The sequence below is a fragment of the Bisbaumannia pacifica genome, from assembly GCF_007989625.1.
Taxonomy (GTDB): domain Bacteria; phylum Pseudomonadota; class Gammaproteobacteria; order Pseudomonadales; family Halomonadaceae; genus Bisbaumannia; species Bisbaumannia pacifica.
In genome coordinates this window covers 1-13,321 of record NZ_BJUK01000011.1, presented here as the reverse complement: position 1 = coordinate 13,321, position 13,321 = coordinate 1, and the positions used below count along the sequence as shown (strand labels likewise).

The 13,321-nt window shown below is 68.4% G+C and carries 13 protein-coding genes; 11 read left to right on the top strand and 2 right to left on the bottom strand.

The genetic code is table 11. From position 1 onward, the window contains the following. Nucleotides 1-313: 313 nt before the first annotated feature. From HPA02_RS06410 to HPA02_RS06385, 6 genes are all read left to right on the top strand, one after another. Nucleotides 314-904, top strand: a complete 591-nt coding sequence (locus tag HPA02_RS06410; protein WP_186809942.1) for a cysteine hydrolase family protein — start codon at nt 314-316, stop codon at nt 902-904. A gap of 357 nt (nt 905-1,261) precedes the next feature. Further along, nucleotides 1,262-2,833, top strand: coding sequence for a Re/Si-specific NAD(P)(+) transhydrogenase subunit alpha (locus tag HPA02_RS06405; RefSeq protein WP_146802261.1), 1,572 nt, complete (start codon nt 1,262-1,264; stop codon nt 2,831-2,833). 16 nt (nt 2,834-2,849) lie between these two features. After that, nucleotides 2,850-4,292: an NAD(P)(+) transhydrogenase (Re/Si-specific) subunit beta gene (locus HPA02_RS06400; RefSeq protein WP_146802260.1), complete on the top strand. Its 1,443-nt coding sequence runs from the start codon at nt 2,850-2,852 to the stop codon at nt 4,290-4,292. 102 nt (nt 4,293-4,394) lie between these two features. Next, a complete protein-coding gene (locus tag HPA02_RS06395) occupies nt 4,395-5,459 on the top strand; it encodes an NAD(P)H-dependent glycerol-3-phosphate dehydrogenase (protein WP_146802259.1) in 1,065 nt (354 codons plus the stop codon). Continuing rightward, nucleotides 5,452-5,928: a phosphohistidine phosphatase SixA gene (sixA, locus tag HPA02_RS06390; protein WP_146802258.1), complete on the top strand. Its 477-nt coding sequence runs from the start codon at nt 5,452-5,454 to the stop codon at nt 5,926-5,928. The genes HPA02_RS06395 and sixA overlap by 8 nt, the downstream gene beginning before the upstream one ends. A gap of 58 nt (nt 5,929-5,986) precedes the next feature. Then, nucleotides 5,987-6,301: an antibiotic biosynthesis monooxygenase family protein gene (locus HPA02_RS06385; protein WP_146802257.1), complete on the top strand. Its 315-nt coding sequence runs from the start codon at nt 5,987-5,989 to the stop codon at nt 6,299-6,301. Here HPA02_RS06385 and HPA02_RS06380 read toward each other — a convergent pair. Next, nucleotides 6,294-7,241, bottom strand: a complete 948-nt coding sequence (locus HPA02_RS06380; RefSeq protein ID WP_146802256.1) for an AEC family transporter — start codon at nt 7,239-7,241, stop codon at nt 6,294-6,296. The genes HPA02_RS06385 and HPA02_RS06380 overlap by 8 nt on opposite strands. A gap of 213 nt (nt 7,242-7,454) precedes the next feature. Between HPA02_RS06380 and HPA02_RS06375 the strand changes: the two genes are divergently transcribed. The 3 genes from HPA02_RS06375 (at nt 7,455) to HPA02_RS06365 (ending at nt 10,421) form a co-directional block, all read left to right on the top strand. Then, on the top strand, nt 7,455-8,285 hold the full coding sequence (locus tag HPA02_RS06375) for an alpha/beta fold hydrolase (RefSeq protein ID WP_146802255.1): 831 nt from the start codon (nt 7,455-7,457) through the stop codon (nt 8,283-8,285). Next, nucleotides 8,261-9,160, top strand: a complete 900-nt coding sequence (locus HPA02_RS06370; RefSeq protein WP_146802254.1) for an alpha/beta fold hydrolase — start codon at nt 8,261-8,263, stop codon at nt 9,158-9,160. The genes HPA02_RS06375 and HPA02_RS06370 overlap by 25 nt, the downstream gene beginning before the upstream one ends. 76 nt (nt 9,161-9,236) lie before the next feature. Next, on the top strand, nt 9,237-10,421 hold the full coding sequence (locus HPA02_RS06365; RefSeq protein ID WP_146802253.1) for a patatin-like phospholipase family protein: 1,185 nt from the start codon (nt 9,237-9,239) through the stop codon (nt 10,419-10,421). A 28-nt stretch (nt 10,422-10,449) separates the two neighbouring features. Here the strand turns inward: HPA02_RS06365 and HPA02_RS06360 are convergent, their stop codons facing one another. After that, the gene (locus HPA02_RS06360; protein WP_146802252.1) at nt 10,450-11,031 is read right to left on the bottom strand and encodes a Smr/MutS family protein; all 582 of its coding nucleotides are present in this window, start codon (nt 11,029-11,031) and stop codon (nt 10,450-10,452) included. A 123-nt stretch (nt 11,032-11,154) separates the two neighbouring features. Between HPA02_RS06360 and prmB the strand changes: the two genes are divergently transcribed. Both prmB and aroC read left to right on the top strand, forming a co-directional pair. Further along, a complete protein-coding gene (gene prmB / locus HPA02_RS06355) occupies nt 11,155-12,108 on the top strand; it encodes a 50S ribosomal protein L3 N(5)-glutamine methyltransferase (RefSeq protein WP_146802251.1) in 954 nt (317 codons plus the stop codon). 21 nt (nt 12,109-12,129) lie between these two features. Continuing rightward, the gene (gene aroC, locus HPA02_RS06350; protein ID WP_146802250.1) at nt 12,130-13,215 is read left to right on the top strand and encodes a chorismate synthase; all 1,086 of its coding nucleotides are present in this window, start codon (nt 12,130-12,132) and stop codon (nt 13,213-13,215) included. Nucleotides 13,216-13,321: the final 106 nt, after the last annotated feature.

Below are 13,321 nucleotides of genomic sequence, written 5' to 3'. Positions count from 1 at the left end.
ACCAAGGCCGACTCGACGACACCCCGCTCCGGCGGGGTGTTTGCGTTCAGGGCTCCACATTAGGCGTGAGGCGTGGTTCGCACGACACCTCCTGTTATCCCAGTGGCGGGGTGTTTGCGTTCAGGGCTCCACATTAGGCGTGAGGCGTGGTTCTCACGACACCCCCTGTTATTCCAGTAGCGGGGTGTTTGCGTGATGGGGCGAACCATGATCGCGGACGCATGGCGTGCGTGTGAGGGCGGCTCGGCAGTCGCGGCGCTTGGCACCTATGCTGAGGGAATGCCGCCGCCGCGGCCCTGCCGAGAGGGATGCCATGACTCCGCGCTATGGAACGACCAGCCTGCGTCTCTGTGATGCCCGCGACGAGAGCACGGCCTTGGTGATCATCGATATGCAGCGGGCCATCGATGGCTGGGGGGAACCCAGCAACCCCGACCTGGAAGCCAATCTCGCCGAACTGCTGGCCTGCTGGCGGGGCGGCAATGGCCATATCGTCCATGTGCGGCACTTCTCGCGCTCGCCGGGGTCCCGGCGTCGCGCCGGGCAACCCGGCGCCGAATTCAAGGACTGTGTCACCCCCGCCCAGGGCGAACGGGTGCTTACCAAGCATATGGACAGCGCCTTCGTCGATACCGACCTGGAGGCCTGGCTGCGCCGTCATGGGGTGGGGCACCTGGTGGTGGCCGGCGTCACCACCGGCCATGCGGTGAGCACCACGGTGCGTCATGGCGCCTGCCTGGGCTTTTCGCTGAGCGTGGTGGCGGATGCCTGCGCCTGCTTTTCCCTGGAGGATGCCGCCGGTCGTGCCTGGTCCGGCGAGGCACTGCACCGGGCGAGCCTGGCGCTGTTGTCCGGGCGTTACGCCACCATCGCCTCGACCCATGAGGTAGTTCAATATTTTTAACGTCCAGGAATAACCCTTTCATTATGGCGCCCATAAGCCGATACATGGCTTGATGGCTGGCGTGAAACTCCAATTAAACAATGGCTTGTCGTTATTTTAACGATAAGCCCAGGGTTATGGTCGGGATAAGCGTTTTATATAAATCAAAGTTTTCACAAAAGACTTGCTTTTGCCTTTTTGGACTAAGGAGACTAGAGGGGATTCCCCTTATAACCCTCATTACGCATCGCCTGTGAGCGATGCCACTGGATACGAGGAGCAACTGCCCATGCATCCGTTGATGGAGATCGGGCGCGGTGACGCCCGACCCGACCGGCGAGACGAGAGTCGCTGCGATCAGGCACAAGGAGGACAGGCATGAAGATCGGTGCCCCCAAGGAGAGCGCCCGCGGTGAGGCGCGGGTCGCGCTGACCCCGGAGAGCGCCCAGCAATTGCAGAAGCTGGGCCATGAGTGTCTGGTCGAGAGCGGCGCCGGCGCCGCCGCCGGCTTCGATGATGCCGCCTATCGCGAGGCCGGCGTCGGCGTGGTGGAAAACGCCGCGGCGCTGTGGCGCGAGGCCGAGGTGGTGATCAAGGTGCGCGAGCCCAGCGAGGCCGAGACCGAGTATCTGCGCGCGGGCCAGACCCTGATCAGCTTCTTCTGGCCGGCCCAGAACGAGGCGCTGCTGGAGGCCTGCAAGGCCAAGGGCGCCAACGTGCTCGCCATGGACATGGTGCCGCGGATCTCCCGCGCCCAGAAGATGGACGCCCTGTCGTCCACCGCCAATATCGCCGGTTATCGCGCGGTGATCGAGGCGGGCAATCAGTTCGGGCGCTTCTTCACCGGCCAGGTGACCGCCGCCGGCAAGGTGCCGCCGGCCAAGGTGCTGGTGATCGGCGCCGGCGTCGCCGGCCTCGCCGCCATCGGCACCGCCACCAGCCTGGGCGCCGTGGTGCGCGCCTTCGACGTGCGCCCGGAAGTGGCCGAGCAGATCGAGTCCATGGGCGCCGAGTTCCTGTTCCTGGATTTCGACGAGAGTGCCGACGGCGCCGAGAGCGGCGGCTACGCCAAGCCCTCCAGCCCCGAGTTCCGCGAGAAGCAGCTGGCGCTGTTCCGCGAACAGGCCGCCGAGGTGGATATCGTCATCACCACGGCGCTGATCCCCGGGCAACCGGCCCCCAAGCTGTGGCTCGAGGACATGGTCAAGGCCATGAAGCCGGGCTCGGTGATCGTCGACCTGGCCGCCGAGAAAGGCGGTAACTGCGACCTGACCGTGGCGGACGAGCGCATCGTCAGCGACAACGGCGTGATCGTGGTGGGCTACACCGACTTCCCGTCGCGCATGGCCACCCAGGCCTCGCTGCTCTACGCCACCAATATCCGCCATATGCTGACCGATCTGACCCCCGAGAAAGACGGGGCGATCGTTCATGATATGGAGGACGACGTCATTCGTGGCGCCACCGTCACCTACCAGGGCGAGATCACCTTCCCGCCGCCGCCGCCCAAGGTCAAGGCGATCGCCGCGGCCAAGCCCAAGCCCAAGGAGAAGGCGCCGACCGCGGAGGAGAAACGCGCCGCGGAGCACGCCGAGTTCAAGACCCAGACCAAGCGTCAGGTGGGCCTGCTGGCCGCCGGTGGTGCGCTGATGCTGCTGCTGGCGCAGATCGCCCCGGCCTCCTTTATGCAGCACTTTATCGTCTTCGTGCTGGCTTGCTTCGTGGGCTTCCAGGTGATCTGGAACGTCAGCCATTCGCTGCATACGCCGCTGATGGCGGTGACCAATGCCATCTCGGGGATCATCATCCTCGGTGCCGTGCTGCAGATCGGCTCGGGGAATGGCTTGGTGGTCTTTATGGCGGCCATCTCGGTGTTGATCGCCAGCATCAATATCGTCGGTGGCTTCCAGGTCACCCGTCGCATGCTGGCCATGTTCCAGAAATCCTGAGGCGCGGAGAGAAGAGATGTTGAGTCAAGGATTCGTATCTGCCGCCTCGATCGCGGCGAGTGTGTTGTTCATCCTCTCCCTGGGGGGCTTGAGCAACCAGGAGAAGGCCAAGCGGGCGGTGTGGTATGGCATTGTCGGCATGGCCCTGGCGGTGTTCTTCACCGCCTTCGGCCCGGGCATCGGCCACTACTGGCTGATGATCCCGATGATCGTCATCGGCGGCGCCATCGGCGTGGTGGTGGCCAAGCGGGTGGGCATGACCGAGATGCCCCAACTGGTAGCGGCGCTGCACTCCTTCGTCGGCCTGGCGGCGGTCTTCGTCGCCTGGGGCGCCGACCTGGAGCGTCGCCGGGTACTGGCCGCCCAGGCCGCCGGGGAGTCCACCGAGGCCTTCTCGGCCTTCGCCGGTCTGGTGGCCACCAAGACCCCTGCCGAGCTGACCTTCCTGCAGGTCGAGGTGGTCTTCGCCATCTTCATCGGCGCGGTGACCTTCACCGGCTCGGTGATCGCCTTCGGCAAGCTGGCCGGCAAGGTCGACGGCAAGCCCAAGAAGCTGCCCGGCGGGCATGCCCTGAATGCCGGCGCCGTGGCGCTGTGCCTGGTGCTGGCGGTGGCCTACCTGAGCGGCGCCGGCTTCTGGACCCTGCTGGTGCTGGCGGCGCTGTCGTTCTTTATCGGTTGGCACCTGATCATGGGTATCGGCGGGGCCGATATGCCGGTGGTGGTCTCCATGCTCAACAGCTATTCCGGCTGGGCGGCGGCGGCCATCGGCTTCACCCTCTCCAATGACCTCTTGATCGTCACCGGCGCCCTGGTGGGCTCGAGTGGTGCCATCCTCTCCTACATCATGTGCAAGGCGATGAACCGCAACTTCGTCAGCGTCATCCTGGGCGGCTTCGGCGGTACCCAGGGGCCGGCGGCGGAGATCGAGGGCGAGCAGGTGGCCACCGATGCCGCGGGCGTGGCCAGCGCCCTCAACGACGCCGACAGCGTGATCATTGTGCCGGGCTACGGCATGGCGGTGGCCCAGGCCCAGAACGCGGTCAGCGAGCTGGTGCGCAAGCTGCGCGCCGCCGGCAAGGAGGTGCGCTTCGCCATTCACCCGGTGGCCGGGCGCCTGCCGGGGCATATGAACGTGCTGCTGGCCGAGGCCAAGGTGCCCTACGACATCGTCATGGAGATGGACGAGATCAATGACGACTTCGCCTCCACCGACGCGGTGATCGTCATCGGCTCCAACGACATCGTCAACCCGGCCGCCCAGGAGGATCCCAACAGCCCCATCGCCGGCATGCCGGTGCTGGAGGTGTGGAAGGCGAAGCAGGTGTTCGTCAGCAAGCGCGGCCAGGGCACCGGCTACTCCGGCATCGAGAACCCGCTGTTCTTCAAGGACAACACCCGGATGTTCTACGGTGATGCTCGGGAGAGCATCGACAGCCTGCTGTCGCTGATCGACTGATCGTCATCTGGTGACCAGAGCATGAAGACGCCCGAACCGGCTGCCGGTTCGGGCGTCTTTTTCGCTACAATCGAGACCTCACTCAGTCTTGCGGGGCCCCTTATGGCAGAGGAACAGATGACGGTCGCGGTACTCGGTGGCGGTAGCTTCGGCACTGCCCTGGCCAGTATCGCCGCGGATAACGGCGCCCGAGTGCGCCAGTGGCTGCGCGATCCGGCGCTGGTCGCCCAGATCAATGCCGAGCATCGCAACGGACGCTACCTGCCCGACTACGCCATCAATCCGGCGGTGGTCGCCTCGGGGGATATGGCCGAGGTGCTGGCGGGCGCCGAGCTGGTGCTGGTGGCGATCCCTTCCAAGGCCTTCCGCGAGGTGGTGCGCCAGGCGCGTCCCCACCTGCATGCCGAGCAGATCCTGGTCAGCACCACCAAGGGCATCCAGGAAGAGGGCTTCAAGCTGATGAGCCAGATCCTCGAGGAGGAGACCGGCTTCGCCCATATCGGTGTGCTCTCCGGCCCCAACCTGGCCTCCGAGGTGGCCGACAAGCAGCTGACCGCCACGGTGATCGCCAGCGACGATCCGCTGACCCGGGCCCGGGTGCAGACTGCGCTCGGCTGCGACTACTTCCGGGTCTACGCCAGCAACGACCGCTATGGGGTCGAACTGGGCGGGGCGCTGAAGAACATCTACGCCATCGCCGCCGGCATGGCGGCGGCGCTGGGCATGGGCGAGAACACCCGCAGCATGCTGATGACCCGGGCCCTGGCCGAGATGAGCCGCTTCGCCGTGGATCAGGGCGCCAACCCCATGACCTTCCTGGGCCTGGCCGGGGTGGGCGATTTGATCGTTACCTGCTCCTCAACCCTGTCGCGCAACTATCGGGTCGGCCAGGCGCTAGGCCAGGGCAAGGGGCTCGACGAGGCGGTGGCGGCCCTCGGCCAGGTGGCCGAAGGGGTCAACACCGTGCGCTTGGTGCGCGACAAGGCCCGCGAGGACGGCGTCTATATGCCGCTGGCCGAGGGGCTCTATCAGGTGCTCTTCGAGGGCGTGCCGGCGCGCCAGATGGCCAGGATGCTGATGCAGGGCGAGCAGAGCAGCGATGTGGAATTCATCCTCTCCCGGGAGGACGTCCAGCAGGCCCGTCGCCTGGAGCCCGGCCATGAGTGAGCGACTATGGATCATGCGCCACGGCGAGGCGGGGCCCGGTAGCCCGGACAGCGCCCGTGAGCTGACCCCCCGGGGCCGGCGTGAGGTGGCCGCCATGGCGGAGTGGCTCAAGGCTCGCGGGATCGGCCCCTGTCGGCTGGTGGCCAGCCCCTATCGCCGTGCCCGGCAGAGCGCCGAGCCGATCGCCGCGGCGCTGGGCGTCGCCCTCGAGACCCATGACGGTATCACCCCGGACGACGATCCCCGGGCGGTGGCCGACTGGCTGCTGTTCCAGGCCGAGGAGCGGCCCCTGGTGCTGGTCAGTCATATGCCGTTGGTCGGTGCCCTCACCGGCCTGCTGGTGGAGGGCCCCGGCGGCGTGGGCCTGGGTTTCCCCACCGCCGGTCTGGCGGAACTCGAGGCAGAGGCCTGGGCGGCGGGCTGCGCCCGGCTGCGCGGCTTCGTGACCCCCGCCGATCTGGCCGTTTGATCGCAGCACTGGCCGGTCGGAGTAGCGCCGCCCCGGCCGCGACCCCCAAGGAGATCCCATGAGCTTTATCGTCAATAACCGCGTCTTCGTGAATCCCGGCTTCGAGGCGGAGTTCGAGGAACGCTTCCGGCGCCGTGCCGGCGAGATCGACCAGCAGCCCGGCTTTATCGCCATGCGGGTGCTGCGCCCCCTGGGCAACCAGGCCCCCTATGTGGTGGAGACCGAGTGGGAGAGCCAGGCGGCCTTCCGCGCCTGGGTGGGCAGTGGCGACTTCAAGCGCGCCCACGCCAACCCGCTGCCCGCGGAAGCCACCGCCGAGGGCGGGGGCCTGGAGCAGTTCGAGGTGATTATCCGCAGTGAGGGGCCTAGATAAGGCCCACGGCCCTTAGGCCAAAGGCGCCCAGGGTGATGGTGATACTGGCCATCAATGTGGTCAGGGCAATGATATTGGCCGTGAGCACCGCATTACCGCCCATTGCCTTGGCCATCACGAAGGCCGCCGCCGCCGTGGGACTGGCGAAGAACAGGAAGAGTACCCCCAGCTCGCGTCCCTGAAAGCCCGCTAGCCAGGCGCCGCCGGTGGCCAGCGCCGGCAGGGTCACCATCTTGGTCAGGCTGGCGCCGGTGGCCAGGCGCCCGGAGTCGAGGAGGGCGCCGAGTGACAGGGTGGCCCCCACGCAGATCAGCGCCAGGGGCAGCGAGAGCGAGGCGAAGTAGTCCCCCGAGGTCATCAGCCAGCCGGGCAGGCGCAGCTCGAGCAGGGCGACGGGGAGCGCCGCCACCACCCCGAGGATCAGCGGATTCTTGACGATGCTGGCGAAGATGCTCCGCCAATCGGTGCGCGGCCCACTCTGGTAAGTGGCCAGCGCCACCACCGAGAGGCTGTTGTAGCTGAGAATCACCACCCCCAGCAGCAGCCCCCCCGCCGAGAGGCCATAGTCGCCGTACATGCCGGCGGCCAGTGCCAGGCCGACGATGCCGCAGTTGCCGCGAAAGGCGCCCTGGATATAGCTGCCGCGCTCGGCCCGAGGCACCCGCAGGGCCGCCCAGCCCCAGATCAGGACGAAGCTAACCAGGGTCGCCAGGGCGAAATACCCGAGCAGGGCGGGATTGAAAGTGGCATCCAGGTCGGCACGAATGATGCTCAGGAAGATCAGGGTCGGTAGGGTCGCCTTGAACACCAGCGTCGAGGCGGTATTGATAAACCCCTGATCGATCCAGCCCAGCCGCTTCAGGGCGATACCGATAAAGACCATGGCGAAGACCGGCAGGGTGATCTCGAGGGTCTGGAAGAAGAGGGCGCCGAGCTCCATCAGCGCGCCAACCACAGGCCGATGACGACGGCGGCGAGCACGGTGGCGAAGAACAGGCGGTTACGCAGGCGGGTATCGCGGGGTCGAGTCACGGGGGCTCCCTGGCGGATCGGCGTCAAATGGGTTAGAACAAGTGTTTGATCAAGGCGCGTCGCCTATTCATCCGATGGTAAACCCGTTAGTCTGCTATCGCCACGTTGGGACACCCATGTTATGCCGCTTCCTGCCCGCGACACCCTGCTCTTCGCCCATGCCAACGGCTTCACCGGGGCCAGCTATCGTAGCCTGCTGGCGCCGCTGGAGGCGCACTTTCGCGTCGAGGCCCTCGATCGCTTGGGCCACCACCCGGACTACCCGGTGGGCCCCAACTGGCTGGCGCTGCGCGACGAGCTGCTGGAGCGGCTGGCCGCCCGGGAGTCGCCGGTGATCGGCGTGGGGCACTCCATGGGTGGGGTGCTGATGGCCATGGCCGCCGAGGCGGCCCCGGAGCGCTTCCGCTGCGTGGTGGTGCTCGACTCGCCGCTGATGCTTGGCGTCGATGCCTGGGTGATGAAGGCCGCCAAGCGGTTGGGGATGATGGATCGCCTGACCCCGGCCGGGCGCACCCGGGGGCGGCGCGCCGAGTGGCCCGGGCGCGAGGCCATGCATCGCGCCCTGCGGCGGCGTCCACTGTTCTCGCGTTTCACCGACGCGGCGCTGCGCGACTATGTGGAGGGCGCCACCCATCTGCTCGACGACGGCCGGGCGCGGCTCGCCTTCGACCCCGAGATCGAGACGGAGATCTTTCGCCATTTGCCGGATCACCTGAGCCGATTGCCGCGCCGCCTCGGGGTGCCCCTGGCCATGCTCTATGGTCGCGACTCCGACCTGATCACCCCGCGGCGGCGCCGACGCCTGCGCCGCCACGGCATACGGGTGACCGCCGTGCCCGGCACCCATATGTTCCCCATGGAGCATCCGGACGAGACCCGACGGGCGCTGCTATCCACCCTGCCGGAACTGCTAGAGGAGACGCCGCGATGCGCGACGAGCCCCAATCCCTGACCCTGGCCGGTGGCCGCCTGGCGGCCCTGGCCTGGGGCGATCCCGAGGCGCCCACCTGGCTGGCCTTGCACGGCTGGCTGGATAACGCCGCCAGCTTCTCGCGGCTGGCGCCTCGGTTGGTGGCGGCGCGTCATATCCGCCTGGTGGCTTTGGACCTGCCCGGCCACGGGGTGTCGGCACCGCGTCCCGAGGGCACCGACTATGCGCTCTGGGACAACTGCCATGCGGTGCTCGATGCCCTGGACGAGCTGGGTCTGGCGGCGGCGCCGCTGCTGGGCCACTCGATGGGCGCCGGGGTGGCCTGCCTGATGGCCGCGGCGGTGCCGGAGCGGGTCGAGCGCTTGATGCTGATCGATGGCATCGGCAGCCTCACCACCCCGGCGGAGGAGGCCGCCCAGCAGCTCCGCAAGGGCCTGCTCGGCCATCGCCGCCCCTCGTCGCCATCGCCGCGCTATCCGGATGCGGCCACCGCCCTGGCGGCCCGGGTGGCGGGGGGCGTGACCCCCATCGATGCCGCGACCGCCGAGCCCCTGGTGGCGCGTAACCTGGAGCCTACCGCGGACGGCCGGGTGCGGCTGCGCACCGATGGGCGCCTGTTGCGTCCTTCCTTGGTGCGATTGTCTCCGGAGCAGAGCCGCGCCATGCTTAACAGTATCGAGGCGCCGACCCTGCTGGTGGAGGGCGAGGCGGGGATCCTCGGCCGGCGCGCCCATGCCGAGCAGGCCCGCCAGGCGCTGCGAGGCCTCGAGCGGCGAGTGCTACCCGGCGGGCACCACCTGCACCTGGAGCCGGATGCGGTGGCCGCGGTGGCCACGGCGATCCTGGCCTGGTGGGCGACACCAGACGAATCACAGCGAGTTCAGGAGGCACCATGAGCGAGGCGGTAGGTTCGGGAAAACGTGTGGCCCTGGTGCTGGGCAGCGGCGGGGCGCAGAACGTTGAGGAGGCACCATGAGCGAGGCGACGAGCACCGGGAAGCGAGTGGCCCTGGTGTTGGGCAGCGGCGGGGCGCGGGGCTATGCGCATATCGGCGTGATCGAGGCCCTGGAGGCGCGCGGCTACGAGATCGTGGCCCTGTCGGGCTGCTCCATGGGGGCCCTGGTCGCCGGGGTCTATGCCGCCGGCCAGCTGGATGCCTACCGCGATTGGGTGGGCAAGCTCGACTACATGGATGTGCTGCGCCTGGTGGACGTGAGCTGGAGCCCCATGGGGGCCATGCGCGCCAACAAGGTGATGGCCAAGCTGGAGAGCCTGATCGGCGAGACCCTGATCGAGGACCTGGCGATGCCGGTCACCACGGTGGCCACCGACCTGGTGCGCCAGCGGGAGGTGTGGTTCCAGTCCGGCCCCTTGCTGCAGGCGATTCGCGCCTCCATCGCCGTGCCCGGGGTGATCACGCCGGTGCATCTCGGCGAGCAGGTGCTGGTGGATGGCGGCCTGCTCAACCCGCTGCCGATCATGCCCACCATTTCCGCCCAGGCCGATCTGGTGATGGCGGTCAACGTCACCGCCCACAGCCCTCATCCGGTGAGCCTGGAGGGCCTGTTGCCCCCGGAGGAGGCCGCCGAGGAGGCCGCCCGCGACGACGAGGGAAGGATCGCCGGCTGGTTCGAGGAGGTGCGCCGACGCACCCAGCGCTGGTTTTCCTCCACCGAGGACGAGAGCGACAACGGCGGGCCCAAGGCCGCCCGACAGCGTGCCTGGGGGCGCCTGGAGATGGTCCTGGCCTCCTTCGATATCACCCAGGCGACGCTGGCCAAGTACAAGGTGGCGGGCTACCCGCCGGACGTGCTGATCGAGATTCCCAAGACCGTCTGCGGCGCTCACGAGTTTCATCGCGCCGAGGCGCTGATTCGCCTGGGCCGCCACCTGGCCGACCAGGCCCTGGACAGCTACGAGACCGCCCCGGAAGGCATACAGATGGCGGTGCATGTGGGGCCCAAGGTGGCCACCATCGCCCCGACCGGCGAGGCGGCGCCCATGGTGGCGGGAGGAGTGGCGGGAGACGCGCCAATAGCCGACGCGGTCCCGACGAGCGGCCAGGAAGACGCGGGGCCCGAGGCGTCCGACGCCGAGGCGGGGGAGGCCTCGCGGGACGCCCCCTCTGGAGAGAACCGGGGGATGGCCTCTTCCTAGGTCTTGTCCCGGCGCTTGGGCTTGAGACCTAGAGCGCCTCGCCGCGGCGCCGCAACAGGATATACACCGCCCCGGTGCCGCCGTCCGCTTCGATGGCGGAGCAGAAGGCCAGTACGCTGGGCCACTCCCGCAACCAGGCATTCACATGACTCTTGATCACCGGGTAGTCCTCCAGGGCGTTCTGGCTGCGGGCCTTGCCGTGGACCACCAGTACGCAGCGGCTGCGCCGGGCCAGGGCGTCGTGGAGGAAGCTCTCCAGCTCGCGGCGCGCCTCCTCCAGGGTGTAGCCGTGCAGATCGAGGCCCGCCTCCCAACTGATGCGCCCGCGCTTGAGCTGGGCCTGGGTGCGGTAGGGCAGGTCGGGGAGGGCGAAATCGAGGTACTCCGAGGGGCGCACCGGCTCCACTCGGCCGTCGGAGGTGCGGCTGGTGGCCTGACTGGGATCGGCGGCGGTGGCTGCGGCGCGGCGCTCGGCGAGGCTCTCGGCCTGGCGCCGGGGGCGACCGGGGTCGGCCCGGTTGGCTTGCAGGCGGCGCACGCCGGCCTCTTCCAGGGCCTGGCGGAATAGGGAGATCTCCTCCTCGGGCGGTTCACCCTGGCGTCGACTCATGGGGACTCTCGTTGGGGATGGCTGACCAGGCGCCCAGTATAGCGACTCGGCAGTGACTGTGAACCGGACGGCGCTGCGGGTACAATCTTCCGCCCAACCGATTTCGCCGAGACAGGAGTCCGTGTGGCCGCTCAACGCCCCGCCGCCCATTCCACCCTGAGCCTCTCCGACGAGGCCCTCACCGAGGGGCTGGTCAGCCTGCGCGACTGCCTGCGCTGGGCCGCCAGCGAGTTTCATGCCCATGGCCTGCATTTCGGCCATGGCACCGCCTCGCCCTGGGACGAGGCGGTGGCGCTGACCCTGGGCGCCCTGCATCTGCCTTGGGACGTGGATCCGGCGGTGCTCGAGGCGCGCCTGCTGCCCATGGAGCGGGCGCGCATCGTGGCCCTGGTGCGCTCGCGCATCGGCGACCGGCGCCCCTTGCCCTACCTGCTCGGCGAGGCCTTCTTCGCCGGCTACCCCTTCGACGTGGACGAGCGGGTGCTGATTCCCCGTTCGCCGATCGCCGAACTGATCGAGGATGGCTTCGCCGCCTGGTTCGGCGACCTGCCCCCGGCCCGGGTGCTCGACCTGTGCACCGGCTCCGGCTGCATCGGCATCGCCACCGCCCTGCATCTGCCCACCAGCGAGGTGGACCTGGCGGATATCAGCGCCGAGGCCCTGGCGGTGGCCCGCCAGAACATCAGCCGCCACGACGTGGGGGACCGGGTGCGCGCGGTGGAGTCCGACCTCTTCGCCCACCTGGTCGGCTGCCGCTATGACCTGATCGTCTCCAATCCGCCCTATGTGGATGCCCGGGACCTGGCCAGCATGCCCGCCGAGTTCCGCCACGAGCCGGCCCTGGCCCTGGGCGCTGGCGCGGATGGCCTGGATATCGTGCGACGCATCCTGCGCGAGGCCCGCGCTCATCTCAGCGACGAGGGGGTGTTGATCGTCGAGGTGGGCAACTCCGATCGGCACCTGGAGGCGGCCTTCCCCGAGGTGCCCTTCCTGTGGCTCGAATTCGAGCGCGGAGGCCACGGGGTCTTCGCCCTTACCGCCCAACAACTCGACGCCCATGCGGCGTCCTTCGCCTGACCGTCATCGCGAGGAGAGCCCATGTCCGGCAATACCTTCGGTAAGCTGTTCACCGTGACCACCTTCGGCGAGAGCCATGGCCCGGCGCTGGGCGCCATCGTCGACGGCTGCCCGCCGGGGCTGCCACTGAGCGAGGCGGACCTGCAGCGCGACCTGGACCGCCGCCGCCCGGGCACCTCGCGGCACACCACCCAGCGTCGCGAGCCCGACCGGGTGAGGATCCTCTCCGGGGTCTTCGAGGGCGTCACCACCGGCACCTCGATCGGCCTGCTGATCGAGAATACCGATCAGCGTTCCAAGGACTACTCCAATATCAAGGACCAGTTCCGCCCGGCCCACGCCGACTACAGCTACCACCACAAGTACGGTCGCCGCGACTACCGCGGCGGCGGTCGCTCCAGCGCTCGGGAGACCGCCATGCGGGTGGCCGCCGGGGCCATCGCCAAGCAGTACCTGGCCGCCCAGGGCATCAGCGTGCGCGGCTACATGAGCCAGCTCGGCCCCATCACCATCGACTTCAAGAGCTGGGAGGCGGTGGCGGAGAATGCCTTCTTCTGCCCCGACCCGGAGCGGGTACCCGAGCTCGAGGCCTATATGGATCAACTGCGCCGCGACCAGGACTCGGTGGGGGCGAAGATCAGCGTGGTCGCCGAGGGACTGCCGCCGGGGCTCGGCGAGCCGGTCTTCGATCGCCTGGATGCGGAGCTGGCCCACGGCCTGATGAGCATCAATGCGGTCAAGGGGGTGGAGATCGGCGACGGCTTCGCCGCGGTCAGTCAGCGGGGCAGCGAGCACCGCGACGAGATGACCCCGGAGGGCTTCCTCTCCAACCATGCCGGCGGCGTGCTGGGCGGTATCTCCTCGGGGCAGCCGCTGATTGCCCATCTGGCGCTGAAGCCGACCTCCAGCATCACCACCCCGGGGCGCTCCATCGATGTCCACGGCGACCCGGTAGAGGTGGTCACCAAGGGCCGCCACGACCCCTGCGTGGGCATTCGCGCCACCCCCATCGCCGAGGCGATGATGGCGCTGACCCTGATGGATCACCTGCTGCGCCATCGCGCCCAGAATGCCGAGGTCCGCGTCGAGACTCCGGTGCTGCGTTAACCCCCACCTTTCTCATCAAGGGGAGAGGTGCGAATGGGCAAGGGGCGCTGGGGGCAGGATGGAGCGGAGCGTCTTTTTCATGGACGAAAAAGTCGAGCGCCCAGGG